The organism is Pseudomonas sp. LS.1a (assembly GCF_022533585.1).
Taxonomy (GTDB): Bacteria; Pseudomonadota; Gammaproteobacteria; order Pseudomonadales; family Pseudomonadaceae; genus Aquipseudomonas.
Window position 1 is genome coordinate 3,225,619 of the sequence record NZ_CP092827.1, and the last position, 24,869, is coordinate 3,250,487.

26 protein-coding genes and 1 riboswitch are annotated in these 24,869 nt (G+C 64.3%); of the genes, 13 read left to right on the forward strand and 13 right to left on the reverse strand.

The genetic code is table 11. The features are described from left to right. Together cobN and cobW are read right to left on the reverse strand one after the other, a co-directional pair. A complete protein-coding gene (cobN, locus tag MKK04_RS14820; RefSeq protein ID WP_233694467.1) occupies window positions 1-3,762 on the reverse strand; it encodes a cobaltochelatase subunit CobN in 3,762 nt (1,253 codons plus the stop codon). Window positions 3,763-3,765: 3 nt separating this feature from the next. Then, window positions 3,766-4,833, reverse strand: coding sequence for a cobalamin biosynthesis protein CobW (gene cobW, locus MKK04_RS14825; RefSeq protein ID WP_207833274.1), 1,068 nt, complete (start codon window positions 4,831-4,833; stop codon window positions 3,766-3,768). 100 nt (window positions 4,834-4,933) lie between these two features. Beyond that, window positions 4,934-5,146, reverse strand: a riboswitch (cobalamin riboswitch). 189 nt (window positions 5,147-5,335) lie between these two features. Here cobW and MKK04_RS14830 point away from each other — a divergent pair. Continuing rightward, a complete protein-coding gene (locus MKK04_RS14830) occupies window positions 5,336-6,355 on the forward strand; it encodes a branched-chain amino acid aminotransferase (protein WP_046614378.1) in 1,020 nt (339 codons plus the stop codon). A 218-nt stretch (window positions 6,356-6,573) separates the two neighbouring features. On the opposite strand, the gene MKK04_RS14835 is transcribed toward MKK04_RS14830, so the two are convergent. Beyond that, the gene (locus tag MKK04_RS14835; RefSeq protein ID WP_233687643.1) at window positions 6,574-7,002 is read right to left on the reverse strand and encodes a multidrug/biocide efflux PACE transporter; all 429 of its coding nucleotides are present in this window, start codon (window positions 7,000-7,002) and stop codon (window positions 6,574-6,576) included. 92 nt (window positions 7,003-7,094) lie between these two features. On the opposite strand from MKK04_RS14835, the gene MKK04_RS14840 reads away from it, so the two are divergent. Both MKK04_RS14840 and MKK04_RS14845 read left to right on the forward strand, forming a co-directional pair. Continuing rightward, on the forward strand, window positions 7,095-7,949 hold the full coding sequence (locus MKK04_RS14840; protein WP_233687642.1) for a LysR family transcriptional regulator: 855 nt from the start codon (window positions 7,095-7,097) through the stop codon (window positions 7,947-7,949). 323 nt (window positions 7,950-8,272) lie between these two features. Beyond that, window positions 8,273-8,605 carry a YegP family protein gene (locus MKK04_RS14845; protein ID WP_241105614.1) on the forward strand — a complete coding sequence of 111 codons (333 nt, stop codon included), beginning with the start codon at window positions 8,273-8,275 and terminating at the stop codon, window positions 8,603-8,605. 176 nt (window positions 8,606-8,781) lie between these two features. Here the strand turns inward: MKK04_RS14845 and MKK04_RS14850 are convergent, their stop codons facing one another. Next, complete coding sequence (locus tag MKK04_RS14850; RefSeq protein WP_233694466.1) at window positions 8,782-9,675, reverse strand: DUF2950 domain-containing protein; 894 nt, start codon at window positions 9,673-9,675, stop codon at window positions 8,782-8,784. Further along, complete coding sequence (locus tag MKK04_RS14855; RefSeq protein ID WP_241105615.1) at window positions 9,672-11,135, reverse strand: DUF3300 domain-containing protein; 1,464 nt, start codon at window positions 11,133-11,135, stop codon at window positions 9,672-9,674. The genes MKK04_RS14850 and MKK04_RS14855 overlap by 4 nt, the downstream gene beginning before the upstream one ends. 206 nt (window positions 11,136-11,341) lie before the next feature. Here MKK04_RS14855 and MKK04_RS14860 point away from each other — a divergent pair, with 206 nt between their 5' ends. After that, window positions 11,342-11,587 (forward strand): hypothetical protein, encoded by a 246-nt coding sequence (locus MKK04_RS14860; RefSeq protein WP_207833260.1) that lies wholly within the window; start codon window positions 11,342-11,344, stop codon window positions 11,585-11,587. 11 nt (window positions 11,588-11,598) lie between these two features. Here MKK04_RS14860 and MKK04_RS14865 read toward each other — a convergent pair whose 3' ends face one another. Further along, window positions 11,599-12,258: a VIT1/CCC1 transporter family protein gene (locus MKK04_RS14865; RefSeq protein WP_207833258.1), complete on the reverse strand. Its 660-nt coding sequence runs from the start codon at window positions 12,256-12,258 to the stop codon at window positions 11,599-11,601. A gap of 130 nt (window positions 12,259-12,388) precedes the next feature. Here MKK04_RS14865 and MKK04_RS14870 point away from each other — a divergent pair, with 130 nt between their 5' ends. Then, window positions 12,389-12,640, forward strand: a complete 252-nt coding sequence (locus MKK04_RS14870; RefSeq protein WP_207833256.1) for a hypothetical protein — start codon at window positions 12,389-12,391, stop codon at window positions 12,638-12,640. 113 nt (window positions 12,641-12,753) lie between these two features. Here the strand turns inward: MKK04_RS14870 and MKK04_RS14875 are convergent, their stop codons facing one another. Together MKK04_RS14875 and MKK04_RS14880 are read right to left on the reverse strand one after the other, a co-directional pair. Further along, window positions 12,754-13,626 carry a DMT family transporter gene (locus MKK04_RS14875; protein ID WP_241105616.1) on the reverse strand — a complete coding sequence of 291 codons (873 nt, stop codon included), beginning with the start codon at window positions 13,624-13,626 and terminating at the stop codon, window positions 12,754-12,756. Between the two features lie 108 nt (window positions 13,627-13,734). After that, the gene (locus MKK04_RS14880; protein WP_063914306.1) at window positions 13,735-14,145 is read right to left on the reverse strand and encodes a RidA family protein; all 411 of its coding nucleotides are present in this window, start codon (window positions 14,143-14,145) and stop codon (window positions 13,735-13,737) included. Between the two features lie 222 nt (window positions 14,146-14,367). Between MKK04_RS14880 and MKK04_RS14885 the strand changes: the two genes are divergently transcribed. Beyond that, the gene (locus MKK04_RS14885) at window positions 14,368-14,688 is read left to right on the forward strand and encodes a hypothetical protein (RefSeq protein WP_207833252.1); all 321 of its coding nucleotides are present in this window, start codon (window positions 14,368-14,370) and stop codon (window positions 14,686-14,688) included. A gap of 42 nt (window positions 14,689-14,730) precedes the next feature. On the opposite strand, the gene MKK04_RS14890 is transcribed toward MKK04_RS14885, so the two are convergent. Together MKK04_RS14890 and MKK04_RS14895 are read right to left on the reverse strand one after the other, a co-directional pair. Continuing rightward, complete coding sequence (locus MKK04_RS14890) at window positions 14,731-14,943, reverse strand: PLDc N-terminal domain-containing protein (protein WP_063914308.1); 213 nt, start codon at window positions 14,941-14,943, stop codon at window positions 14,731-14,733. 152 nt (window positions 14,944-15,095) lie between these two features. Further along, window positions 15,096-15,566: an FAD/FMN-containing dehydrogenase gene (locus tag MKK04_RS14895; protein ID WP_207833250.1), complete on the reverse strand. Its 471-nt coding sequence runs from the start codon at window positions 15,564-15,566 to the stop codon at window positions 15,096-15,098. 161 nt (window positions 15,567-15,727) lie between these two features. Between MKK04_RS14895 and MKK04_RS14900 the strand changes: the two genes are divergently transcribed. Then, a complete protein-coding gene (locus MKK04_RS14900; RefSeq protein WP_063914310.1) occupies window positions 15,728-16,735 on the forward strand; it encodes a GlxA family transcriptional regulator in 1,008 nt (335 codons plus the stop codon). A 146-nt stretch (window positions 16,736-16,881) separates the two neighbouring features. On the opposite strand, the gene MKK04_RS14905 is transcribed toward MKK04_RS14900, so the two are convergent. Further along, complete coding sequence (locus MKK04_RS14905; protein WP_207833248.1) at window positions 16,882-17,565, reverse strand: TetR/AcrR family transcriptional regulator; 684 nt, start codon at window positions 17,563-17,565, stop codon at window positions 16,882-16,884. Between the two features lie 175 nt (window positions 17,566-17,740). On the opposite strand from MKK04_RS14905, the gene MKK04_RS14910 reads away from it, so the two are divergent. The 5 genes from MKK04_RS14910 to MKK04_RS14930 all read left to right on the forward strand — a co-directional run bounded on the left by MKK04_RS14910 (window position 17,741) and on the right by MKK04_RS14930 (window position 22,149). Continuing rightward, window positions 17,741-17,899, forward strand: coding sequence for a hypothetical protein (locus MKK04_RS14910; RefSeq protein WP_442964538.1), 159 nt, complete (start codon window positions 17,741-17,743; stop codon window positions 17,897-17,899). 160 nt (window positions 17,900-18,059) lie between these two features. Beyond that, entirely contained in the window at window positions 18,060-19,040 is a 981-nt protein-coding gene (locus MKK04_RS14915; RefSeq protein WP_207833246.1) for an aliphatic sulfonate ABC transporter substrate-binding protein, read from the forward strand. Between the two features lie 13 nt (window positions 19,041-19,053). Continuing rightward, entirely contained in the window at window positions 19,054-20,445 is a 1,392-nt protein-coding gene (locus MKK04_RS14920; protein WP_233694462.1) for an LLM class flavin-dependent oxidoreductase, read from the forward strand. A gap of 106 nt (window positions 20,446-20,551) precedes the next feature. Beyond that, entirely contained in the window at window positions 20,552-21,388 is an 837-nt protein-coding gene (locus MKK04_RS14925; RefSeq protein ID WP_013972924.1) for a bifunctional allantoicase/(S)-ureidoglycine aminohydrolase, read from the forward strand. Window positions 21,389-21,549: 161 nt separating this feature from the next. Continuing rightward, a complete protein-coding gene (locus MKK04_RS14930) occupies window positions 21,550-22,149 on the forward strand; it encodes an START domain-containing protein (RefSeq protein ID WP_207833242.1) in 600 nt (199 codons plus the stop codon). A gap of 86 nt (window positions 22,150-22,235) precedes the next feature. Here MKK04_RS14930 and MKK04_RS14935 read toward each other — a convergent pair whose 3' ends face one another. Then, the gene (locus tag MKK04_RS14935; protein ID WP_207833240.1) at window positions 22,236-22,658 is read right to left on the reverse strand and encodes an Lrp/AsnC family transcriptional regulator; all 423 of its coding nucleotides are present in this window, start codon (window positions 22,656-22,658) and stop codon (window positions 22,236-22,238) included. Window positions 22,659-22,845: 187 nt separating this feature from the next. Here MKK04_RS14935 and MKK04_RS14940 point away from each other — a divergent pair, with 187 nt between their 5' ends. After that, window positions 22,846-23,898 carry an ornithine cyclodeaminase gene (locus MKK04_RS14940; protein ID WP_233694461.1) on the forward strand — a complete coding sequence of 351 codons (1,053 nt, stop codon included), beginning with the start codon at window positions 22,846-22,848 and terminating at the stop codon, window positions 23,896-23,898. A gap of 48 nt (window positions 23,899-23,946) precedes the next feature. Here MKK04_RS14940 and MKK04_RS14945 read toward each other — a convergent pair whose 3' ends face one another. Next, window positions 23,947-24,828: a LysR substrate-binding domain-containing protein gene (locus MKK04_RS14945; RefSeq protein WP_063914323.1), complete on the reverse strand. Its 882-nt coding sequence runs from the start codon at window positions 24,826-24,828 to the stop codon at window positions 23,947-23,949. Window positions 24,829-24,869 lie beyond the last annotated feature (41 nt).

Genomic DNA, 24,869 nt, shown 5'->3' on the forward strand with positions numbered 1-24,869 from the left:
TCAAGCCTGTTCCTCGCCGTCGAGCAGTTGTTCCTCAAGGGCTTCGCGGTACTCGCCCGGCGCCTGCCACAGGCCGCGCTGCTGGGCCTCCAGCAAACGCTCGGTAAGGTCGCGCAGGGCCTCGGGGTTGTGCTCGCGCATGAAATCGCGGGTCGCCGGGTCGAGCACGTAGGCATCGGCCAGCGCCTGGTAATGATGGTCGTCGATCAGTTGCGTGGTGGCGTCGAAGGCGAACAGGTTGTCGACTGTCGCCGCCATCTCGAAGGCGCCTTTGTAGCCATGGCGCTTGACCCCGTCGATCCACTTCGGGTTCAACGCCCGGGCACGGATGACCCGGTTCAACTCTTCCTTGAGGGTACGGATGCGCGGCCGGTCGGCCTGGCTGTGGTCGCCGTGGTAGCTGGCCACTGCCGCACCGGACAAGGTTTCCGATGCCGCCAGCATGCCACCCTGGAACTGGTAATAGTCGTTGGAATCGAGCAGGTCGTGCTCGTGGTTGTCCTGGTTCTGCAGCACCGCCTGCACCTTGGCCAGGCGCTGGGCGAACTGGGCGCGTGCCGGGGTACCGTCGTCGCTGGCGCCGTAGGCATAGCCACCGTGGTTGAGGTAAACCTCGGCCAGGTCGTCGCGGCTGTGCCACAGGCGCCCGTCGATGGCGTTCTGCACTCCGGCACCGTAGGCCCCGGGCTTGGCACCGAACACCCGCCAGCCGGCCTGGCGCGCAGCCTGCTCGGCGTCAACGCCCTGCGCCTGCAGCGCGGCACGCTCGCTACGCACGCGGGCGGCCAAGGGGTTGAGCTCATCGGGTTCGTCCAGCGCGGCCACCGCCTGCACTGCCGCATCGAACAGGCGGATGAGGTTGCCGAAGGCATCACGGAAAAAGCCGGAAACGCGCAAGGTCACGTCCACCCGCGGGCGGTCGAGCAGGCTGAGCGGCAAGATTTCGAAATCGTCGACCCGCTGGCTGCCGGTGGCCCACACCGGTCGCACGCCCATCAGCGCCATGGCCTGGGCGATGTCATCGCCGCCGGTACGCATGGTTGCCGTGCCCCACACCGACAGGCCGAGCTGGCGCAGGTGATCACCGTGGTCCTGCAGGTGGCGCTCGAGGATCAGGTTGGCCGAGGCGAAGCCCAGGCGCCAGGCGGTGGTGGTGGGCAGGTTGCGCACGTCCACGGTGTAGAAATTGCGACCGGTGGGCAGCACGTCCAGGCGCCCACGGCTGGGCGCGCCACTGGGACCGGCGGGCACGAAACGCCCGGCCAGCGCCGCCAACAGGCCATGCATTTCAGCGCTGCCGCAGGCGTCCAGGCTGGGGGCCACCGCTTCGCGCAGCGCCTGCACCACGTCGTGTACCGGCTGCCATTCGCTCAGGGCCGGTAACTGGGCGGTTCCGCCCAGCGCCTGGTCGATCACCTGCAGCGCCAACAGCTCGAGGCGTTCGCGGGTATCGCCACAGGTGCGCCAGGGCTCGCTGCTCATGGCCTGCAACTGCTCAGGGCGTGCGCCCTGCCATGGCTGGCCAAGTTCGCAATCGAGCGGGTCAAAGCCCGGCACCAGCGCCTTGGCCAGGGCCCGCAGCAGGCTGGCATTGCCGCCGCGACCGTCGCCGCGCTCGACCCGCAACAGCGCCAGCAAGGTATCCAGGCGCAGCCGGCCCTCAGGCGATTGGCCGAACACATGCAGGCCATCGCGAATCTGCGATTCCTTCAAGTCACACAGGTAGGTATCCAGGCGCGGCAGCCACACGGCGGCATCGTCCAGTTGGCCTTCCAGCTGCAGTTCGCGGTCGATGTGGTTGGCCTTGACCAGCTCGAGAATGTCGCGTTGCAACTCGCGGGCCCGCCGCGGGTCGAGCAGCTGTGCTTCGTAGAACTCGTCGGCCAATTGCTCCAGGTGGCGCAACGGGCCATAGGTTTCGGCACGGGTGAGCGGTGGCATCAGGTGGTCGATGATCACCGCCTGGGTGCGGCGCTTGGCCTGGGCCCCCTCGCCCGGGTCGTTGACGATAAACGGGTAGATGTTCGGCAACGGGCCGAGCAAGGCGTCCGGCCAGCACTGCGCCGACAACCCGACGCCCTTGCCGGGCAGCCATTCGAGGTTGCCGTGCTTGCCGACGTGGATCACCGCGTCGGCGGCAAAGGCATGGCGCAACCAGAAGTGAAACGCCAGGTAACCGTGCGGCGGCACCAGGTCGGGGTCGTGGTACACCGCGCTGGGATCCACCTGGTAACCCCGCGCCGGCTGGATGCCGACGAAGGTCAAGCCAAAGCGCAGGCCGGCCACCATCAGCCGGCCACTGCGGTACATCGGGTCCTGCTGCGGCGGCCCCCAGCGCTCCAGCACCGCCTGGCGGTTGGCCTCGGGCAGGCGCTCGAAGGCGGCCTGGTAGTCGGCCAGGCTCAGGCTCTGCGCGCAGGGGCGCAGGTCCAGCTGGTCGAGGTCGTTGGTCACGCCGCCGAGCAACTGGTGGATCAGTTGCGTGCCGCTGCCCGGCAAGTCGGCCAGCGGGTAGCCTTCGGCCTGCAGGGCCTTGAGGATGTTCAGCGCGGCCGCCGGCGTGTCCAGGCCAACGCCGTTGCCTATGCGGCCATCCCGGGTCGGGTAGTTGGCCAGCACCAAGGCCACGCGCTTCTGGGCATTCGGCAGGCGCGCCAGCTCGACCCAGCGACGGGCCAGCTCGGCGACAAAGTCCATGCGTTCGGGGTGAGCGCGGTAGCAGACCACGTCGGACTGGCTGCGCTCGCTGCGCCAGGCCATGTCCTTGAAGCTGATCGGGCGGGTGATGATGCGCCCGTCCAGTTCGGGCAAGGCAATGTGCATGGCCAGGTCACGCGCCCCCAGGCCCTGCTCGCTGGCCTCCCAGCCGGGCTGGTTGTCTTGCGCGCAGATGGCCTGCAGCACCGGAATGTCGCGACGGAACGGGCGCAGGTTGGGGCGTTCGGGGCTGGACAGGGCAAAGCCGGTGGTGTTGACCAGCACCTCGGCACCCACCTCGTCCAGCCAGCCTTCGACCTGCTCCAGGCAGGCACTTTCCTTGAGGCTGGCCACGGCGATCGGCAACGGGTTGAGCCCGGCGGCCTGCAGGCGCTGGCAGAACACGTCGATGAACGCGGTGTTGGCCGCCTGCAAGTGCGAGCGATAGAACAGCAGCGGCGCCACCGGTTGCTCGGGGTGCCACTGCGGGTACCAGTCCTCCAGCGTGGCGCTGCCCTTGGCCGGGTGATACACGGCGGTGCGCGGCAAAGGCTGCGGCTCGTCCCAGGCATAGTCGCGGCCCAGCCACTGGCTGGCCAGACAATTGAACAGGTTGATGGCGTTGGCCTTGCCGCCCTGGCGCAGGTAATGCCAGAGGCGCTCGGCCTGCTCGCCGCTGACGCTGCCCAGGCTGGTCAGCTCCGGGTCCGGGCGGTCGTCGCCCGGTACCAGGATCAGTTGCACGCCACGGCCGGCCAGCTCGACCAGCTGCTCGACGCCATAGCGCCAGTAGCCGACGCCACCGTGCAGCGACACCAGGATGACCTTGGCATGGCGCAGTACCTGGTCGACGTACAGGTCGACCGAGGCATGGTTCTGTACCTGCATCGGGTTGGCCAGGCGCAGGCTGGGGTAATCCTCGGGCAATTGCTCGGCAGTATCGGCGAGCAATGCCAGGTGCGAATCGCCGCTGCAGAGAATCACCAGCTCGGCGGGTGTCTGGCCGAGGTCGGCAATGCTGTCATCCGGCACGAAGCCGCCGGGCTGGGTCCGCAGCAGGTGCACGGGTCAGGCGCCCAGGGCCTGGCGCAGGCGCGCTTCCAGCTGGACAGCGTCGAGGTCCTGGCCGATCAGCACCAGGCGAGTGATGCGCGGCTCGTCGGCGCGCCAGGCGCGGTCGAAGTGCTTGTCGAAACGGGTGCCCACGCCTTGCACCAGCAGGCGCATCGGCTTGCCCGGGATGGCAGCGAAACCTTTGGCGCGCAGGATGCCGAACTCCACTACCAGCTGGGTCAGAGCGTCGAGCAGCAGGCTTTCGTCAGCTTCGGGCAGGTCGATGGAGATCGAATCGAAGGCGTCGTGGTCATGATCGTCATGGTCATCGTCGTCATGGTGCGAATCGTGGTGGGTACGGCGGCCATCGATGTGCGCCTCGGATTCGGCGCCTACGCCCAACAGCACTTCCAGCGGCAGCTTGCCGCTGCTGGCCTCGATCACCTTGACTGCCGGCGGCAGTTCTTCGGCCACTTCGGCGCGGACCTTGGCCAGGCCTTCGGCGTCGATCAGGTCGGCCTTGTTCAGCACCACCAGGTCAGCGCTGGCCAGCTGGTCGGCGAACAGTTCGTGCAGCGGCGATTCGTGGTCCAGGTTAGGGTCGAGCTTGCGCTGGGCATCGACCTGGTCCGGGTAGGCGGCGAAGGTGCCGGCTGCCACGGCCGGGCTGTCGACCACCGTGATCACCGCGTCGACGGTGCAGGCATTGCGGATTTCAGGCCACTGGAAGGCTTGTACCAGCGGTTTGGGCAGGGCCAGGCCGCTGGTTTCGATGAGGATATGGTCCAGGTCGCCACGGCGTGCCACCAGCTCGCGCATCACCGGGAAGAACTCTTCCTGCACGGTGCAGCACAGGCAGCCGTTGGCCAGCTCGTAGACGCGACCGCTGGCTTCTTCCTCGGTGCAACCGATGCTGCACTGCTTGAGGATTTCGCCGTCGATGCCCAGTTCGCCGAACTCGTTGACGATCACCGCAATGCGGCGGCCCTGGGCGTTGTCGAGCATGTGGCGCAGCAAGGTAGTCTTGCCCGAGCCGAGGAAGCCGGTGACGATGGTGACGGGGAGCTTGGCCAGTGTTTTCATGTCGCATTGCCCTTGGCAGATTGGCGCGGGCATGCAGGACGACAGCCGCAGGCCAGGCCGGCCGGGCTTGTTCGCCACCGGATCACCCCGCCCGGTTGAAAGTCGAAAACGTGACGAGGCAGGTCTCCTGGCTCGCACCGTTCCATGTGCCCGCTGGTGCAGCAGGCTGGCGGGATGACGCCTTCCCGCGCGCGGGCGCAGTGGCTGTGTCGATCCGTTGTCGGTGCTTACAGTTGCGGGGGCAGCCGCGGCTTGTACCGCGTTCCCGTCTTAGCTTCGGCCTGGCCGAAGAACCTCGAACTGGCAAGGCTACGCAGTGGCTGGCGGGTGGTCAACCATTGCTGCTGGTGCTTGCCTCGATATGTTCAGCGCCTGGAAGACCTCCGCCGGCAGGAGTTTCGTGACTGGCCGTTCCCGATCCGCCACGGATGTATTATGGTGGCGTGGTGCGCATATAACAGCAGCCCGAGCGATCGGGCACTTGCAAGACAATGAGGGTGTCATGAGCAACGAAAGCATTAATTGGGACAAGCTGGGTTTCGACTACATCAAGACCGACAAACGCTACCTGTCCGTATGGCGCAATGGCGAGTGGGACAAGGGCACCCTGACCGAAGACAACGTACTGCACATCAGTGAAGGCTCCACCGCCCTGCACTATGGCCAGCAGTGCTTCGAGGGCCTGAAGGCCTACCGTTGCAAGGACGGTTCGATCAACCTGTTCCGCCCGGACCAGAACGCTGCCCGCATGCAGCGCAGCTGCGCCCGCCTGCTGATGCCGCAGGTGCCGACCGATGTGTTCATCGAGGCATGCAAGCAAGTGGTCAAGGCCAACGAGAAGTTCGTGCCACCGCACGGCAAAGGCGCCCTCTACCTGCGTCCGTTCGTGATCGGCACCGGTGACAACATTGGCGTGCGCACCGCCCCCGAGTTCATCTTCTCGATCTTCGCCATCCCGGTTGGCTCGTACTTCAAGGGCGGCATGAAGCCGCACAACTTCCAGATCTCCAGCTTCGACCGCGCCGCCCCGCAAGGCACCGGTGCGGCCAAGGTCGGTGGCAACTACGCGGCCAGCCTGCAGCCGGGCGCTGAAGCGAAGAAAGCCAACTTCGCCGACGCCATCTACCTCGACCCGCTGACCCACACCAAGATCGAGGAAGTCGGTTCGGCAAACTTCTTCGGCATCACCGCCAACAACGAGTTCGTCACCCCGAAATCGGCCTCGGTGCTGCCAGGCATCACCCGCCTGTCGCTGATGGAACTGGCGCAATCGCGCCTGGGCCTGACCGTGATCGAAGGCGATGTGGAAATCAACAAGCTGGACCGTTTCGTCGAAGCCGGCGCCTGCGGTACCGCTGCGGTGATCACCCCGATCGGCGGCATCGAGTACAACGGCAAGTTGCACGTGTTCCACGACCTGGAAAAGGTCGGCCCGGTTACCCAGAAGCTCTACAACGAGCTGACCGGTATCCAGAGCGGTGATGTGGAAGCACCGGCAGGCTGGATCGTCAAGGTCGCCTGAGGCGCTTTAGCGGTTTGAAAAACGGGGCATGCCAGCAATGGCATGCCCCGTTTTTCATTGGTTGACGCGGGCACCATTGTGGGAGCGGCCTTGTGTCGCGAAAGGGCCGCAAAGCGGCCCTCGGAATTCAGCGCAGTTGCATAAATTTCTGGGGCTGCTCTGCAGCCCTTTCGCGACACAAGGCCGCTCCCACAATGGGGCCTGCATCGGCAAAACATTTATGCAAGGCGGCGCTGCATCAACAGGTGCCGGGCTTTGTCGAAGGCCCAGTTGTACAGCACGGTGTAAGGCAAGATGATCACGAAGAAGCCCAACTCCACCATGAACGCCTGCAGCAACGAAATCTCCAGCATCCACGCCGCCACCGGCAGGCACCACACCACCAGCCCGGCCTCGAAGCCCAGGCCGTGCACAAAGCGTGCGCTAGCCCTCCAGTGTATGCGCTCGACCCGCACGTAGCGGTCGACCAGCGCGTTGTAGACCATGTTCCACAGCATGGCGATGACCGACAGGGTCACCGCCAGCGCCCCCGCCGTCGCCAGTGACTTGCCCATGATCCAGGACAACAGCGGCGCACACAGCAGCACGGCGAACACTTCATAACCGACGGCGTGAACCAGGCGTTCGGTGAAAGACACGTTTTTCATTGCAAATTCCATCCATTGCGTGAGACGTGCTTCCTATTTTCTTTGACAGAACCGATACTCGCGAAATAGCTACCATCGGTTTTATCAATAGCATGCGCTACTCACCCGAAGCTCTGGTCGCCTTTGTCGAAGCCGCATCGCTGGGTTCGTTCTCCGCTGCGGCGCGCAAGCTGCGCAAAAGCCAGTCCACTATCAGCATTGCCATCGCCAATTTCGAGGCCGATGTGGGTTGCCCGCTGTTCGACCGTGGCGGCCGCCACCCCTCGCTGAACGAGGCTGGGCGGCAGGTGCTGAGCCATGTCGAGGCGATCCTCGATGCCAGCGCCCGGCTCGATGCCCTGGCGGTGCGCCTGGCAGAAAATGTCGAGGCACTGGTCTCGGTGGTGATGTCGGACAGCTACAGCGTGACCTTCCAGGGCGCGGTGATGGCCCGCTTCGCCCAGCACTATCCGCATACCGAACTGCGCTGCGGCCCGTCGGAAGATGCCGATGTGATCGAGCTGATCCAGCAGGGCCTGGCACACATCGGCATTCTTGCCACGCAACCCAGCTACCCCGCAGACGTTGCCGTGGCGCGCTTGCCCGAGCAGGCCGAGTTTGGCGTGTACGTGGCCAGCGGGCATTCATTGGCAGCTTTGCCTCAGGTGCAGATGCAGCACCTGGAGAGCGTACGGCAGCTGTATATCAAGACCTATGCCCCCAGCCTGCACCACGGTCGCGGCCAGGCCTGGTCGGCACCGGATTACCTCACCCTGCTGGAGTTCGCCGTGCGCGGGTTCGGCTGGGCCGAACTGCCCAGGGCGCTGGTGGCACGGTTTGGCAGTGGGCTGGTGGAGTTGCAGGTGGCCGGGTACCCGCGACGGGTTGACATGGACGTGGCCTGGTCGAGCCGGCGCGCGCTCGGGCCAGCCGGGCAGTGGCTGGTGCGGCAGATGTTGGGGCGGTAGGCTTCTTTCAATTTCACGATTCTGGGGTGCGAGTGGAGCTACCGCATCCGCGCGAGCGGCACGCGCCGCGTTTGCAAAAGCTGCGGGACGAACTGCTGGCGGAACTGACCGGGCCCTGATCATATGGCGGTCAAACAAGGAACCTCGTTCTTCCAGGTAACACCGGGAAGCTTTCAGCACCTTGTCGCTGAAGTCCTGACCGAACTCGATCAAATAGGTCAGCCCAATACAATGAAAAGTTCCCATACTTCATTCATACTGACCCTGCTTAAAAAACACCTACATCGATGTATCAGACAGTAGCTGTGAGATAGGGAGCCTGTATGACTGGTTGGTTTGAACTGAGCACAAGCAGTAATGGACAATACCGGTTTGTTCTAAAAGCAGGTAACGGTGAGACTATTCTCACCAGCGAGCTGTATACGAGCCGGCAGGCAGCGGATAATGGAATCGCGTCCGTTCAGGCCAACAGCCCGCTGGCTGAGCGTTATGAAGAGCGAGTCTCCACTAACGGGAAAGTTTATTTCAACCTGAAAGCCGCCAATCACCAAGTCATTGGCACCAGCCAAATGTACGCAAGCACACAGGCACGTGCTGTCGGTATTGCTTCGGTGAAAACCAACGGCCCTTCGACAACCGTAAAAGATCTCACCTGAGAGAACCCGTTCGAGCCAGGCCGATATGGCTTGGCTCGCGGGCATGCTCCTGGAACTGTACATAACTCATTGAATTAGCAGGGACCCTGTGGGAGCGACTCTAGCCGCGAACATCGGCGCAGCCGGTGCCGTGCACTGCAGACGCACCAAAAGCGTTTCGCATTGAGCATGCAGGGTCAATTCCCCGCCGCCACATCCACCACCTTCCAGCTGTCATCCGGGTCAAAGCGTTTCATCTCCTTGGCCAGTTTGTCCCCGTGCGGCCCGAGGTCTTTCTCGAACACCTCGCCGTCATGGCTGATCATGAAGCTCATCACCCCGGTGTCATCGTACTTGGCCGGCCAGGCAACCATGGCGAAGCCGCGGCTCATCTGGTTGCCGATCAGGTAGCTATAAGCACCGCCGGGGGCAGATGGGCCTTGAGCATCGAGGATGCGGAAGTGATAGCCATACCAGGCGTCGCCGACCATGTCCTGGCCGAACAGCGGGCCCAGCGGGCTGACCTGGCCGTCGCCGTCGTCCTCCCAGTACAGCCCGTCATGCTTGCCGGGCTCGCTGAAGATCTTCTGCGCGTATTCCAGCGCACCGTTGCCATTGTGGTCCTGGGTGGCGTAGTCCATCTGCGCATCGTGGTAGGCCAGCATCGACTGCATGGCACCCAGCTCGTTGCGGCCAATGCGCCGGGCGCGGATTTCGGCGCTGCCGGCCTTGAGGTCGAAACGCCACCCCTGGTTGCCTCTGGTCAACGGTATGGGCAACGTCCAGTGATCACTGCCCACCGCGAGAATGGCCTTGCTCGCCCCCGACATGTCGATGCTGTGCTGCGCACGATACTGTTCCAGGAACGTGTCCACGTCACTGCGTTGCACACCTCCACGCGGTATGTAGGTACGCCAGTCATCGCCCAGCAACTGGGCCAGGCGGGCTTCATCAGGCTTCTCTTGGCCCAGCGCCGCAACAAAGGCGTCCACGGCCTTCTCCGGCGTCGGGAAGGCTTCCTGCGCAGCGGCCTGGGTCGACCAGGCCATACCGGCTGCGAGTACCAGTGCCGCTATCGATTGACGGTTCATCGACGGCCACCTCCCCCGCGGCGTGCGGGCGCACTGGGCCGGGAAATCTGGTGACCGGCAGCACGCGATGCGCTCGGGCGCTGGGCGAACGACTGGCTGGTACGGCCGCGGCTGGCCTGCGCGCTGGTGCGCGAGGGTGAACGCACACCGTCGAAGGCATTGTTACGCGCCCGGCCAGCGGTATTGGAAGGCCGGTTTTGCGCCAGCTGCCGCCCCTGGCCTTCGCCTTGCCTGCGTTGATTCACCTGGTTGTTCTGCTGCCGTGCCTGGGTATGGCGGGTTTCCTGTCGGCGGTCGGTTGCCCTCGGGTTGTCGCTGCGGGGCTGCATGCGGTTGCCGACCGAATTACCCGCCTGCGCTTCGCGCATCTGCTGGCGTGCCTGCCGGTTGCTGGTGGCCGGCCGTTCGATGCCGGCCCGATCCATCGACGCCCTGGCCTTGTCCCGCGCCTGGGCGCGCTGGGCGTCGTCACCGCGGAAGGCAGTACGCTGGGTGGCTCCGTCCAGCTGGCGGCCGTACTGTTGGCGGCTACGGGAGTCGCGGTACGGCACGCCGTCGCGGTTGGCGGCGTTGTGCTGCCATTTGTTCTGGTTGTTGGTGATGCGGTTGTTGCCGTTGATGTTGTTGTAGCGGTTGACGTCGATGTCGATGTCGTTGTTGCCCCAGTCACAGTCGCCCCACAGCGAGGCGACGATTGCCACGCCGGTACCGAAGGCGAGGCCCGCCACCAGCGCGGAACCAGGGTAGTACATGGGCGGTGGCGGATAATACGCCGGCGGCGAGGCCGGGTAGGCCCAGGTGCCGTAGGTGGTGGTCGGGTTGTAGCTGGGCACGTACACCACCTGCGGGTCGGCCGGCTCGATGATGATGGTGGTGGGCGGGCTGCTGGCAGTGACCACCTGGGTGCTGCTGCCGCCGGAGGCCGGTGCTGGTGCGGGCGCAGTCTGCACGGTCACGTTCTGGTACTGGTTGCTCTGCAGGTTGCCGGCGGCCTGGGCCTGGTGACGCAGGCGCTGCACACCGCCCATGACATCGTCGGGCTGCGCGAGGAAGGCGTCGCCCAGGCGCTGTACCCAGACCGGGTCCTGACCCAGGGTTGCCAGCACCTGCGGGAAGGCCACCAACGCTTGTACGCTCGGGTCCCAGGGCTGGCTCGCCACCTTCTTGACGGCATCGTCGCCGGAGGCCTTGGGGTTGGCCTTGGACCAGGTCACCGCTTCGCTCACCTGCCCCGGATAAGTCGAGGCCATCAATACCTGGGCCAGCAGCGCATCAGGGTACAGCGCGATGGGCGCGAGCATCTGGTCCAGTTGCTCCTGGGTGAACACCGGGTCCTTGGCTACGACCGTGTCGGCTTGTGGTGCCGGGTCGGGGGCAGGTACGTCTTCTGCCAGCACCAGGCCGGGCATAGCGCTCAGATACAGGACCGCCGACAGGACCGCTGACAATGGCATGCGCATCGCTTCTCCCCATGAGGTCAGAGCACGTGGGTTAAGGGTAGCAACGGCACTGCTTTTGGCCAGATGCGGGTGCCAAACTGTTCGCGCTCTAAGGGTGGGGGTGGTTGCTGCTTTTGAATCTATACCGGGACTGGGCTGACATCTGTAATTGACTGTACCGGCCCTTTCGCGGGCACGAGGCCATATTCAAAAAGGAGCCCATCCCGATGAACACGCCCCGCCTCATCGCCGTCATCATGCTCGCCGCGCTCTGCACCTCGGCCTGGGCGGCCACCGACCGCGCCGAACGGCGCCGCGAGGCCCGTGATGTACGGCAGGAAACCCGCCAGGACGCGCGGCAGACCAAACAGGACTGCCGCCACGCCGACCAGCAAAGCAACGCCGGCTGCCGGCAGGACAAACGCCACACCAAGCAGCAAGGCCGTGAGCGCGCCCGCGACATAAAATACTGAGCGGGCGATGCTCAGCCGCCCAGGGCGATGATCGCCATGATCAGCGCCGCCCCGACCGCTGCCAGGACCACGCCGGTCAACAGGGTGCGGCCACCGGAATAGCGTGCCAGCAACCAGCCCGCAAGGAAGAGCATGGCCAGGGCGACCAGGTTCGACACGCGAATGGCCGTACCGGTGGTCTCGATCAGCAGGAATGGAATGACCATCGGGAAGGTTGCCAATACCACCAACAGGAAAGTGGCCAGGGCTGCCTTGAGATCATCCAGCCCCAGGCGTAACGGCAGCGGGCGGGCAGCATCACGCAGCATCCGCCCGCGCAGCATCTCCAGGCCGTCTTCATCCAGTGCCAGGCCGATGCGCTCTGGCAGCGCATCGGCAATCAGCCTGCGCCCCTGGCTGGCTTCACCGGCTTGCAGGCGGGCCAACAGGGTCCGGCTACGGGTGCGCTCGGTCCAGGTACGCAGTAAATAGATGACCGCATCGGCCAGGCCCCAGGCCAGGTTGCAGCCGAACGCGGCGATCAGCATCAGCCGGGCATCTTCGCGCCCGGCCGTGGCCACGCTCAACGAGCCAATGAAGGTCATCGCCATCAACAGGCCGAAGATGACTTCGGTGATACGGTCGATCGGTTCCAGTACGCCCCATTTGCGCGGTTGCTCGGCTTGCCCCATCGCACCCTCCCGGTTCCCCTGGAACCATCGATAGTCACTATCGAGAATGGCAATTTCTGCCGAACCACATGGCCGAATAACCTAGCTCCATCGACTCGCCGCTCACGACCCCGGCCCCTGGAGCTACCTGATGAACACCTTGGCCCGCCAGCTGTCCGCCACCCTTGCCGTTTTTGCCATCGCCATCATCAGCGGCTGTGCCAGCCACCCCGAACTGCGCCCCTACACCGCCGAAGAAACCCGTCAACTGCAACTGGAAGCGCTGCAACGCCGCGGCCTGTCGCTGGACGACTATGAGCAGCAACGGCGGGTGATCCAGCGTGCCGGCAACCTGCCTGTGGTGACCGAAGCCACCGACGCTGACCGTTCGACCAGAGGCTGAGTGAATCGCCAGCGGATGCCTCCCGTAACGGGCTACGAGGTGAGGTTGATCCATTATAGTCAGCCATACACTGCGGGCCTCGACAGCCATGCCCTGCCACGTTCCTCACCCCTTCAACGGCGCGGCGCCAGTGCCAGGGCGATACCGCCCAGCACCACCACGCACGCCACCAGCAAGCGCAACGACAATGGCTCACCGATCAGGCCAACCCCGCCCAACGCCGCAATCACCGGGACGCTTAGCTGCAGGGTCGCCGCCTGCTGCGCACTGACCTGCCTGACCACGCCGTACCACACGGCATAGCCCGCACCCGAGGCCAGCACGCCGGAGCCCAACGCATACAGCAAACCGGGCGGAGTCAGGTGCAAGCCGGCCCCCAGCAACAGCATAGGTACCAGCAGCACCAGGCAAGGCAGGCTCCGTGCGAAATTGCCGGCAGTATCGGCCAGCGGCCTGGGTGAGCCTTTGCCCAGCAGTGTGTAAACGCCCCAGGCCACGCCGGACAGGGCCATCAGTAAAGCACTGGCAAAGGGTGGCGCCGAGATACCGGGCAACAGCAGCACCAGCAGGCCGGCAAAGGCGATCAGCATGCCCAGCAGCATCCGCGCGGTGATGCGTTCACCCTTGTACCAGGCGAAGCCGAACATGGTGATCTGCACCGCACCGAACAGCAGCAACGCACCCGCGCCTGCGCCCAGCTGCAGGTAGGCCGCAGAAAACAGGAACGCGTACAGGAACAGGGCCAGGCCGCCCCGCCAGCTGCCCCCCATGGCGAGCGCAGGTTTGCGCAGGCGGAGCAACAGCAGCAGGAACAGTGCACCACTGGCCAGGCGCACCACGGTGAAGGATGCCGGATCGATGGCCCCATCCTTCAGCGCCAGCCGACAGAACACCGAATTGGCAGCGAAGGCCACCAGGCTGAAAAGTGCAGGCCAGACCCAGGCCCGGGTCTTGCGGTCAGCGAGCGTGGTGGTGCCGGTGCTCATGGTGTGGTCACCTCTGAGATCAATTGTTGTTATAGCGGCCATGCTGCTAGGGCCAGCACCGATATACAACACTGTGTTTAGCTGGTGCCACCACCGAATCGCCTACATCTACAGCGCTGCTACCGCCTCGATCTCCACCAGCATGCCGTCCAGCGCCAGCCGGGGTACCGGTATCAGCGTGCAGGTCGGTTTCATGGACGAGCCCCAGGCCTTGTCAGCCTCGATTACCCACTCACGCAGGCGCGTTTCGGAATGCTCGACGATCAGCAGGGTCAGCTTGAACACCTGGGCCAGGCTGGCGCCTTTCGAGGCCAAGGCAATCTCCAGGTTGGCCAGCGCCTGGCGGGCCTGCTCGGCGAACAGCGGCGACAGTTGCCCGTTGCGGTTCTCCCCGCCCTGACCGGCGATGAACAGCAGGCGGCTGTCAGCATGAACTTCGGCGACATGGGAATAGGCATTGCCGCTGGGGTCGTACAGGCCTTCGGGGTTGCTCAGCTGGAACGCGGTTGAATGACTCACGGTAAGCCCTCGATCAGTTGAAAGAACGACGGAGTATCGGACCTTGAGTTAACTTGAGGTCAAGCGCGAAAGAGACGGCTAACGCGAAGCGCGGCACCGCAGTGTAGGACGTTTCGCACAGCGCCCTGGCTTTCGTGAACCACGCGTCTGTATGCGCAGTGGCCATCAGGCGCTAGATTGCAAGGCCCGGCATGGAGGCCTGCATGCAACAAGGAAAACACCATGAGCAAACATGAATTTCTACTCGCCTACACCATCAAGCCACGCGACCCGCAGCGGGACGAATACGATGCGGCACAGGCGCGCCAGCATCTGCGCGAGAACATCGGGCTGGACACCGTGGAACACATCGAAACCACCCTGCTCGGGCTGGTGGAACTCGCCGCCATTTCAAAGTCTGACAAGGCCCTCGAAGCCGAGAGGCTTGTCCGTGATCGCATCCACGAGGAGCTCAAGGGCCTGCGGGTATTGTCGAAAGTGAAGTTCTACGGCTGCCTGATGGTGGATGGGCTGGGGCCAGCAATCCGCTTCGACATTGCCTAGCGTATGAGCGGCATCAGGCCCACAGCCTGATGCCGCACACCGTCATTTTTCCTGCAGTACCGCCCTGCCCTTCACCGCGCGAGGCCCGCGCCAGGCCCAGAACAGCAAGCCGGGGAATGGCGCGTAGACCACGAAGACGATCCACAGCATCTTGCGCTCGGCGCGCCGGTCACTGCCGATGATGTGCCAGATGGCCCAGATTTCCAGCAGGACCACAAAGGCCGCGATGACGATCCAGATCGTTCCGATTTCCATGAGCGCTCTCCCATTTGGCATGTAATGGGTTGGGTTGCAGAGGCTGCCGAGGGTTCAGATTGATTTGGCTGATCGTACGGCTCCAAGGTATGCGCTCCCACAGGTTGCGCACATGAGTGCCATCTCCACAGGACGCAACGCAGGGGCTTCACTCAATGCTGTGGTGCATTCTCCAGCGCCGCCTTCAACGCCGGCGCATCGGCAAACGCTCGCTGGCTCACCAGCTTGCCCTGCTCCAGTTGCAACCACTGCACCTGGCCATCCTGCCCGGGATAACGGCTGGCCACCCGCCCTTCACGGTCAAGCAGCACCCGGTAGTTGTAATCGCGCATGGCGGGGATGGCGAACAGCTTGCTGATCAGTGCCGGCATGCGCTGGATGTCGGCAACAAACACCGCATCGCGCGCTTCCAGGTAACCCTTGGGCTGTTCGGCCAGTGCCGCCTTCACCAGCTTGGCACCGTCCATGTCGCGCGCCACCAGCAGAATGTGTGTACCGGCGTCGAGGCTGTAGGCCTGGTCGTACTGGTCCAGCAGCGTCCACGGGGCGAGCTTGTCGCCGGGTTCCAGGGCACTGGCCAGCAATGGCATCAGACAAAGCAACAGGGCAGCGGCGTATTTCATCAGGGGCATCCTCAGTGACGGGAGCATCAGCATAGCGGCAACGTGCCAAGCCAGACAGGTTGCCTGAATACGACCTGGAATACGACATGGCCACCCGGGAGATTGTCTTTCCCCCGACCTCCCGCCACACTCTCCAGGCCAGCCAGGAAGCGGAGTCCAGAGTGCCCACGCCACGCCAGTTCAGCAAGAAGACCAGCACCAGCAACATGCTGCGGCTGAAGTCCACCAGCGCCAATGCCCAGGCCCCCTATCGGGTCGATTTCGTATTGCTCGAACACTTTTCGATGGCCAGCTTCACCGTGGCCATGGACGTACTGGTCACGGCCAACCTGCTGCGCGCCGACAGCTTCCAGTTCACCCCGCTGTCGCTCGAAGGCGACCGCGTGCTCAGCGACCTGGGGTTGGAGCTGGTAGCCACCGAGTTGTCTGCCGAGGCGCTGAAGGAGCTGGACCTGCTGGTGATCTGTGGCGGCTTGCGCACGCCCTTGAAGTACCCGGAGCTTGACCGGCTGCTGGACGATTGCGCGGCCCACGGCATGGCCCTGGGAGGGTTGTGGAATGGCGCGTGGTTCCTCGGCCGCGCCGGGGTGCTGGACGACTATGGCTGCAGTATCCACCCCGAGCAGCGCGCCAGCCTGTCCGAGCGCAGCCCGCAAACGCGGATCACCCCGGCCAGCTTCACCCTCGACCGCGACCGCCTCAGCGCCGCCAGCCCCAATGGCGCCATGGAGCTGATGCTCGGCCTGGTGCGCCGGCTGTATGGCGACGGCCTGGCCGAAGGCGTCGAGGAGATCCTGTCATTCTCCGGTGCCCGCTACCGCCAGGTCGGCCCGGGCGCGAAGAAGTCCATGAGCCTGCACCTGCGCACCATCGTCGAGCTGATGGAGAACAACCTCGAGGAAACCCTCAGCCTCGACCAACTGGCCGCCTACAGCGGGCGCTCGCGCCGGCAGATCGACCGCCTGTTCCAGGCTCAGCTGGGTACTTCGCCGCGACGCTACTACATGGAGTTACGCATTACCAAAAGCCGCCGCCTGCTGCAGTATTCCGACCTGTCGGTGATGGAAGTGGCAGTGGCCTGCGGGTTTGTTTCGGTGTCGCACTTCAGCAAATGCTATGCGGCGTACTTTGGCTACCCGCCGTCGCGTGAGCAGCGGCTGGGCGAGTGAGGTTCAAGGCTTGTTGAGGTGTCGCCTGGGCCGGCCCTTTCGCGGGTAAACCCGCTCCCACAGGTACTGTGCGAATCTTTGGGACAGCGGTGATCCTGTGGGAGCGGGTTTACCCGCGAAGAGGCCAGCCAGGCACTGGAAAACCTTCAGGGGCGGCGCTCGATCTGGATGTACCGCAGCACAGCATCACAAATCATGACCTTGTGACGCAGCTTGACCTGCTCATCGGACAGGTCGATCTGGAAGATCTCGCCAAAGGTGTGGCGGTTCGACACCCGGTAGAAGCAGAACGCGCTCATCAGCATGTGCAGGTCGATGACCTCGATACCGGCGCGGAACACACCTTCCTGTACACCGCGACGCAGGGTATTGCCCAAGGCCTCGAGCACCAGGCTGCTCATTTCGCGAATGGCCGGCGACTGCTTGACGTACTCGCCATAGTGGATGTTTTCGGTGCAGATGATCCGCACGAAATCGACGTTGCGGTCGTGGTGATCGAAGGTGAACTCCACCAGCCGGCGAATCGCCTGCTCGGCCGGCAGCGACTCCAGGTCCAGGCTTTGCTCGGTCTTGCGGATATCGCCGTACAGCTTGACCAGGCACTCGCAGTACAGCTGCTCCTTGCTGCCGAAGTAGTAGTAGATCATGCGCTTGGAGGTGGCGGTGCGCTCGGCGATGGCGTCGACGCGGGCACCAGCCAGCCCTTGCTGGACGAACTCGTGGATGGCGGCCTGGAGGATGTCCTCGCGCGTTTTCTCGGGGTTGTTCTTGCGCGTCTTGCGCCCCCCTTCGGTTTCAGGCTGGCCGAGGCTGACTACGGAATCACTCATACCCACTCACAGGCTGTTTATTGGAATACGGGGATTATCCGCGAGCGCGGCCATGCAGGGAAGCGCGCTGTTGGTCGGGTAGCCATCACCCACGGCTGCTGGGGGGCATGCCTTTGGCTGGGTTGGCGCGGTCAGCCAGCGGGCACTGATTGCCGGCGCCACCCGCGCCATCAGCATGGAACACGTGGTCACGCTGGTGGCAGTGCTGGTCGGTGCCTTGCTTCCCGATGAAACCGTGAGCCTGTTGCAGGCCGCCGGAGGCCTGGTAATCCTGCTTGGCTGCATGCTGGTACTGGGCCTGCTGCCCACACGCAAACGGCGCCTGCCCAACTGAACGCAGGGGGCAATCGCCTTTGGGCGACGGCCCTGATAAAACAAAAGGATATAAAAATAACAAAATAGTCTAACAAACATGCATATTAAAAATTGAAAGCCAAACGCCACCTCCTTAGTCTGGGCACATCGTTTTCCAGCCGATTCAAGGAGCAATACCCATGTCCGCCCGTGCCTTCTCCCCCCTGCGCCGTCTGTTGATCGGCGGCTTGCTGGCCAGTGTCGCCAGCACCCTGCTGCCCTGGTCCCAAGCCCTGGCCGACGAAGCCAAGACCCTGCGCATCGGCTACCAGAAATTCAACAGTATCAACATCCTCAAGGGCAGCGGCGCCCTGGAGAAGGCACTGGCGCCGCAAGGCGTGAAAGTCAGCTGGCACGAGTTCGCCGCCGGCCCGCAACTACTCGAAGCCCTGAGCACCGGCGCCATCGACCTCGGCCATGCTGCCGATGCACCCTCGGTGTTCGCCCAGGCCGCGGGCAAGCCGGTGGTGTACCTGGCCGCCGAGCAACCCTACCCACGCGGCATCGGCCTGGTGGTGCGCGAGCAGGATCACCTGAGCAGCGTGCAAGACCTCAAGGGTAAGCGCGTGGCCACCGGCCGCGGCTGGAACGCCCAGTACCTGCTGGCCGTTGCCCTGGAACAGGCCGGCCTCAGCTACCGGGACATCACCCCGGCCTACGTCAACAACGCCGCCGATGCCGTGGCGGCACTGCAATCGGGCAGCGTCCAGGCCGTGACCCTGTGGGACCCGTTCCTCGCCGCCGCAGAAAGCCAGCCGGGCCTGAAGAACCTGCGCGACGGTAGCGGCTTGTCCAACAACCGCACCTTCTACCTGTCCACCGCCAGCTTCGCCGACCAGCACCGCGCGTTGCTGAAGATCTTCTTTGCCGAACTGGGCAAGGTCAGCCAGTGGGCCAATGCCAAGCCTGCGGAAGTCGCCGCGCTGCTGGCCCCGCAATTGGGGATCAATGCCAACGTACTGCAAGTGGCCAGCGAACGACGCAACTACAACGCCGTGGCCATTACCCCGCAGATCGTTGCCGAGCAACAGAAACTGGCCGATACCTTCCAGGACCTGGGCCTGATTCCACGCAAGCTGCAGGTGGCCGACGCGGTCTACCCGGCTTCCGTCTTGCCTTGAGCGGAGCGCCCCCATGCCCCGCCCGATCCGCTTCAACGCCTTCAGCATGAACGCCGCCAGCCACCAGTCCCCCGGCCTGTGGCGCCACCCGCGCAACACCAGCGTGGCCTTCAACCGCCTGGGTTACTGGACCGACCTGGCCCGCCTGCTCGAACGCGGCCTGTTCGACGCCCTGTTCATCGCCGATGTGCTGGGCATCTACGACGTCTACCAGGGCGGCCCCGAAGCCGCCCTGCGCGGTGGCGTGCAGGTACCGGTCAACGACCCGCTGCTGCTGGTACCAGCCATGGCCGGGGTTACCGAGCACCTGGGCTTCGGCGTCACTTTCTCGCTCACCTACGAACACCCCTATCCGTTCGCCCGGCGCATGTCCACGCTCGACCACCTGAGCAATGGCCGGGTCGGCTGGAACATCGTCACCGGCTACCTTGACAGCGCCGCGCGCAACCTGGGCCTGGCGCACCAGCTGGGCCACGACCAGCGCTATGACCTGGCCGAGGAATACCTGCAGGTGCTTTACAAACTGTGGGAGAAAAGCTGGGACGACGACGCTGTGTTGCTGGAGCGTGACAGCGGGCGCTACATCGAACCCGCCCGGGTGCACCCCATCAACCATGTGGGCGAGCACTTCCAGGTGCCAGGCATGCACCTGTGCCAACCTTCGCCACAACGCACGCCGGTGCTGTTCCAGGCAGGTGCTTCGGCACGCGGCCAGCAGTTCGCGGCGCGACATGCCGAATGCGTGTTCATCAGCGGGCCGACGCCCACGGTACTGCGCCGCTACGCCGATGGCATCCGCGAGGCCAGCGAGGCGGCCGGGCGTGGCCGGGACGAGGTGCTGATCTACGCCCAGGCACTGTTGATTGTCGCCCCCACCCGGGAGGCGGCCGAGGCGCGCTTCGCCGAATACCGCCGCTATGTCGACCTGGACGCTGCCCTGGCGCTACTGTCAGGCTGGACCGGCATCGACTTTGCCGACCTCGACCCCGATGCGCCCATCGAATACGTCGAGAACGATGCCGGTCGCGCAGCCCTGGCAGCCTTCACCGCTGCCGACCCGAACCGCCGCTGGACCGTGCGCGAAGCCGCCGAGTTCGTCGGCCTGGGCGGCCGTGGCCCGGTGCTGGTGGGTGCTGCCAGCGAGGTGGCCGACCAGCTGGAAAGCTGGCTGGACCAGACCGGCATCGATGGCTTCAACCTGACCTACGCGGTGCAACCGGACGACCTGGCCCAGGTGGTCGAGCTGCTGGTGCCCGAACTGCAACGCCGTGGTCGCTACCCGCTGAGCTATGCCGACGGCACCTTGCGCCACAAGCTGTTCGGCCAGGGCGACCGCTTGCAGGAAGGGCACGTTGGCCGCCAGGTTCGCATTCAGCCAGCAAATACCGGGTATTCCAACATTTAATTTGTAGATGGCGCGCGCTCGACCCTATTCTGTCGCCACATCCCCTGCGCCGCACCGGCCGGTGCGGTTCACGGCATGGGGAGAGAACAACAAGTCGAGATCGTCCATGTCGAACCATTCGTACTTCGCCCCCCACGGTGGGCACCCGGCTCAGACCGAGCTGCTGACTGACCGTGCCATGTTCACCGAAGCCTATGCCGTCATCCCCAAGGGCGTGATGCGTGACATCGTCACCAGCCACCTGCCGTTCTGGGACAAGATGCGCATGTGGGTCATCGCCCGCCCGCTGACCGGCTTTGCCGAAACCTTCTCCCAGTACATCGTCGAAGTGGCTCCGGAAGGCGGCAGCGAGCGCCCTGAGCTGGACCCGAACGCCGAAGCCGTGGTGTTCATCGTCGAAGGCGAACTGGACATCACCGTCGAAGGCAAGCACCACACCCTGGTACCGGGCGGCTACGCCTTCCTGGCCCCGGGCGCCGAGTGGAGCCTGCGCAACAACAGCAAGTCCAACGTCACCTTCCACTGGCTGCGCAAGCACTACCAGAAGGTCGAAGGCCTGGACGTTCCCGAGTCGTTCGTTACCCACCGTGACAACGCCACCGTCATCGAGATGCCGGGCACCGAAGGCCGCTGGGTCACCACCCGCTTCGTCGACATGGCCGACATGCGCCACGACATGCACGTGAACATCGTCACCTTCCAGCCGGGCGGGGTGATCCCGTTCGCCGAGACCCACGTGATGGAACACGGCCTGTACGTACTGGAAGGCAAGGCGGTGTACCGCCTGAACCAGGACTGGGTCGAAGTGGAAGCCGGCGACTTCATGTGGCTGCGCGCCTTCTGCCCGCAAGCCTGCTACGCCGGCGGCCCAGGCAAGTTCAGCTACCTGCTGTACAAGGACGTGAACCGTCACGTGCACCTGACGCTGAACCCTAAGCGTTGATGCATTGGGGGGCGCTTTGCGCCCCTTTCGCGACACAAGGCCGCTCCCACAAAAGTACGGTGTATGCCGAACCCTGTGGGAGCGGCCTTGTGTCGCGAAAGGGGCGCAAAGCGCCCCAGTAGCCGCATACTGAAAATCCTGCCACCCGCGCGGTACCAGCCATGAACCGCTGCCTGCTGCTCGCCGCCCTGCTGCTCTGCCCCCCCGCCCCAGCCGCCGATGACTGGAACCTGGCCTACGACCGCGAAGGCATCCGCGTGTACCTGAGTGGCGTGGCCGACTCGCCCTACCAGCAATTCCGTGGTGTCAGCACCATGAAAGCCAGCATTCGTACGCTCACCGACCTGCAGGAAAACCTGCGGGTGGCCTGCAAGTGGCTGTACGCCTGCGCCGAGATGCGCTTGCTGGATGTGCAAGGCGAAAACACCTGGGTGTACCTGACCACCAACCTGCCGTGGCCGACGATGCCGCGGGACATCGTGCTGAAGGTCACGACCGAACGCCTGGACGACGGCACGCTGCTGCGCCACCTGAGCGCCGAGCCCGGCAGGATCCCCAAGGTAAAGGGACTGATCCGGGTACAGCAGCTCAGCGGCGAGTGGCGGATGAAACCACTGGGGGAGCGCAAGACCGAAGTGACCTACCAACTGCAGGCCGACCCTGCCGGAGATGTGCCGGGGTGGCTGGCCAACCGGTTTGTGGTGGATGCGCCAGTGGTGACGTTGCGTACCTTGCGGGCGGTGGCCGAGCGCCAGCCCTAGTGGGTATTGAAATGCCTGCGCCGGCCCGCGTTCCACCGCAAGTGAAAGTTTGCGCAATGCACCTGCCAGAAGGCTTGCCCCAGCGGTCACATCTTGTAGGTCGAGAGCAGGATACTGGTCTCGGTGTTTTCGATGTGCGGTATCGAGCGGATGGCGTTCAACGCCCGGTCGAAGGCCTCCAGGGTGTCTGCACGCAGCTCTGCCATCAGGTCCCAGCGGCCATTGGTGCTATGGATGGCCACCACGTTGGGATGCCCGCGCAGCGCGTGCTTGACCTCTGCGGCGTGGTGGCCGCTGATGCCGATGCTGGTGATTGCCCGCACGCCCTGCTCCAGCGCATCGGCGCGCAGGCGTACCGTGTAGCCGATGATCACGCCCTGCTCTTCGAGCCGGGTGATGCGGTTTTGCACGGTTGCCCTGGCCACCTTGAGCTTCTTCGCCAGGGTCAGCACGGGGATGCGCGCGTTGTCGCGCAACAGCGCAATCAATTCCCGATCGATAGTATCCATGGATGCCTGCCAGATAATCAGATTGCCATGCTTGGGTGACAAATTGTCTAGAAAGCTGATGAAACTGGCAACCTGCTCTCTTCATCTTGACGCAGCCTGTCATCAGAATGCTCACGTCACTCCAACAATCTCAGGCGTTCGTCCTCCAGGTCAGCGGGGTGACGGCGCAATAACAAGGTGCAAGAGCATGACGTATTTCATTGATGTTCCAACCATGTCGGACCTGGTACATGACATTGGCGTAGCGCCGTTCATTGGCGAACTGGCCGCAGCCATTCGTGAAGATTACAAACGCTGGCAGGAGTTTGATAAATCCGCACGTGTTGCCAGCCATTCGGAAGTCGGCGTGATCGAACTGATGCCGGTCGCCGACAACAGCCGCTACGCCTTCAAATACGTCAACGGCCACCCGGCCAACACCGCCCGCGACCTGCATACGGTGATGGCCTTCGGCGTACTGGCCGATGTCGACACCGGCTACCCGGTGTTGCTGTCCGAACTGACCATCGCCACCGCGCTGCGCACCGCAGCCACCTCGCTGATGGCAGCCCAGGCGCTGGCCCGGCCAAACTCACGCAGGATGGCGCTGATCGGCAACGGCGCGCAAAGCGAATTCCAGGCACTGGCCTTCCACAAGCACCTGGGCATCGAAGAAATCGTCGCCTACGACACCGACCCGCTCGCCACCGCCAAGCTGATCGCCAACCTCAAGGAGTACAGCAGCCTCACCATCCGCCGCGCCGGTTCGGTGGCAGAAGCGGTGAAAGGCGTGGACATCATCACCACGGTGACCGCCGACAAGGCCTACGCCACCATCATCACCCCCGACATGCTCGAACCCGGCATGCACCTGAATGCCGTGGGTGGCGACTGCCCGGGCAAGACCGAGCTGCATGCCGATGTGCTGCGCAACGCCCGGGTGTTCGTCGAGTACGAGCCGCAAACCCGCATCGAAGGTGACATCCAGCAGTTGCCGGCGGACTTCCCGGTGGTCGACCTGTGGCGCGTGCTGCGCGGTGAAGCCGAGGGCCGCCAGAGCGACAACCAGGTCACCGTGTTCGACTCGGTGGGCTTCGCCCTGGAAGACTACACCGTACTACGGTACGTACTACAGCAAGCCGAAAAACGTGGCATGGGTAGCAAGATCGACCTGGTGCCATGGGTGGAAGATGACCCGAAAGACCTGTTCAGCCATACCCGCGGCCGCGCTGCCAAGAGCCGCATCCGACGCGTTGCCTGACCCTGCACACGCCGATCTGCGATGGGCCGCCAAGCGGCCCCAACCCTGTCAGATCCCGCCGCCTGCAAGCAATTGCGTCATCACCTCGGCCAGCGCCTTGACCATCACATCCGCCGTCGGCCGGTGGACAATGACGATTTCATAGCTGTCTACCTCCGGCAGCCCCTGTTCGGCCCCCAGTACCCGGTGCTCGCCAGTGGCCGCCCGTGGCGGCAGCAGGCTGACGCCCATGCCATCGGCGACTGCCGCCTGGATACCGCTGAGGCTGGAGCTGGTGAAGCTGATACGCCAGCGCCGGCCGATGCCTTCGATGGCCGTTATCATGTCGTCGCGGTACAGGCCACGAGGCGGGAACGTCACCAGCGGGATCGGGTCCAGCTCGAAGGCGGGCGTGCGCGCACTGTCGATCCACTGCAGGCGCTCGGGCCAGCAGGCCACACCTTCGCGGCTGTTGCGCCGCTGCTTGAGCAACACCAGGTCGAGCTCACCGTTGTCGTAGGCCTGGCTGAGGTCGCGGCACAGGCCGCTGGTCACTTCCAGCTTCACCTGCGGGTGCAGCCGACTGAACGCCGACAGCGCATTGGTGGTACGCCCGCCCACGAAGTCCTCGGGCACGCCAAGGCGCACGGTCACGCCAACCATCGCCCCGGCCAAGGCTTCGAGCATCTGGTCGTTGAGGGCCAGCATGTGCCGGGCATAGCCGAGCAGGGTCTGCCCGGCATCGGTCGGCAGCACATCGCGATTGCCACGCACCAGCAGGCGGTGGCCAACCATATCCTCAAGGCGGCGCACCTTCTGGCTGATGGTCGATTGAGTGGAGTGCAGACGGGCTGCAGCCGTGGTGAAGCTGCCGCAGTCAGCCACCACGACAATGGCGCGCAACAGGTCGAGGTCGAACAGGGCCCTATTCGATTTCACGCTGATGGACATCTTGGTATTCGACTTCTGAATGACAAGACTGACTTCTATCA

What these genes read in the sequence shown, in the direction of transcription:
- MKK04_RS14830 (WP_046614378.1), top strand. Translation starts at nt 5,336, where the DNA reads ATGAGCAACGAAAGCATTAATTGGGACAAGCTGGGTTTCGACTACATC.
- cobW (WP_207833274.1), bottom strand. Translation starts at nt 4,833, where the DNA reads ATGAAAACACTGGCCAAGCTCCCCGTCACCATCGTCACCGGCTTCCTC.
- MKK04_RS14860 (WP_207833260.1), top strand. Translation starts at nt 11,342, where the DNA reads ATGAACACGCCCCGCCTCATCGCCGTCATCATGCTCGCCGCGCTCTGC.
- MKK04_RS14920 (WP_233694462.1), top strand. Translation starts at nt 19,054, where the DNA reads ATGCCCCGCCCGATCCGCTTCAACGCCTTCAGCATGAACGCCGCCAGC.
- MKK04_RS14865 (WP_207833258.1), bottom strand. Translation starts at nt 12,258, where the DNA reads ATGGGGCAAGCCGAGCAACCGCGCAAATGGGGCGTACTGGAACCGATC.
- MKK04_RS14930 (WP_207833242.1), top strand. Translation starts at nt 21,550, where the DNA reads ATGAACCGCTGCCTGCTGCTCGCCGCCCTGCTGCTCTGCCCCCCCGCC.
- MKK04_RS14940 (WP_233694461.1), top strand. Translation starts at nt 22,846, where the DNA reads ATGACGTATTTCATTGATGTTCCAACCATGTCGGACCTGGTACATGAC.
- MKK04_RS14910 (WP_442964538.1), top strand. Translation starts at nt 17,741, where the DNA reads ATGGAACACGTGGTCACGCTGGTGGCAGTGCTGGTCGGTGCCTTGCTT.
- MKK04_RS14895 (WP_207833250.1), bottom strand. Translation starts at nt 15,566, where the DNA reads ATGAAATACGCCGCTGCCCTGTTGCTTTGTCTGATGCCATTGCTGGCC.
- MKK04_RS14945 (WP_063914323.1), bottom strand. Translation starts at nt 24,828, where the DNA reads ATGTCCATCAGCGTGAAATCGAATAGGGCCCTGTTCGACCTCGACCTG.
- MKK04_RS14840 (WP_233687642.1), top strand. Translation starts at nt 7,095, where the DNA reads ATGCGCTACTCACCCGAAGCTCTGGTCGCCTTTGTCGAAGCCGCATCG.
- MKK04_RS14915 (WP_207833246.1), top strand. Translation starts at nt 18,060, where the DNA reads ATGTCCGCCCGTGCCTTCTCCCCCCTGCGCCGTCTGTTGATCGGCGGC.
- MKK04_RS14925 (WP_013972924.1), top strand. Translation starts at nt 20,552, where the DNA reads ATGTCGAACCATTCGTACTTCGCCCCCCACGGTGGGCACCCGGCTCAG.
- MKK04_RS14870 (WP_207833256.1), top strand. Translation starts at nt 12,389, where the DNA reads ATGAACACCTTGGCCCGCCAGCTGTCCGCCACCCTTGCCGTTTTTGCC.
- MKK04_RS14845 (WP_241105614.1), top strand. Translation starts at nt 8,273, where the DNA reads ATGACTGGTTGGTTTGAACTGAGCACAAGCAGTAATGGACAATACCGG.
- MKK04_RS14855 (WP_241105615.1), bottom strand. Translation starts at nt 11,135, where the DNA reads ATGCGCATGCCATTGTCAGCGGTCCTGTCGGCGGTCCTGTATCTGAGC.
- MKK04_RS14890 (WP_063914308.1), bottom strand. Translation starts at nt 14,943, where the DNA reads ATGGAAATCGGAACGATCTGGATCGTCATCGCGGCCTTTGTGGTCCTG.
- MKK04_RS14875 (WP_241105616.1), bottom strand. Translation starts at nt 13,626, where the DNA reads ATGAGCACCGGCACCACCACGCTCGCTGACCGCAAGACCCGGGCCTGG.
- MKK04_RS14885 (WP_207833252.1), top strand. Translation starts at nt 14,368, where the DNA reads ATGAGCAAACATGAATTTCTACTCGCCTACACCATCAAGCCACGCGAC.
- MKK04_RS14905 (WP_207833248.1), bottom strand. Translation starts at nt 17,565, where the DNA reads ATGAGTGATTCCGTAGTCAGCCTCGGCCAGCCTGAAACCGAAGGGGGG.
- MKK04_RS14935 (WP_207833240.1), bottom strand. Translation starts at nt 22,658, where the DNA reads ATGGATACTATCGATCGGGAATTGATTGCGCTGTTGCGCGACAACGCG.
- MKK04_RS14835 (WP_233687643.1), bottom strand. Translation starts at nt 7,002, where the DNA reads ATGAAAAACGTGTCTTTCACCGAACGCCTGGTTCACGCCGTCGGTTAT.
- MKK04_RS14850 (WP_233694466.1), bottom strand. Translation starts at nt 9,675, where the DNA reads ATGAACCGTCAATCGATAGCGGCACTGGTACTCGCAGCCGGTATGGCC.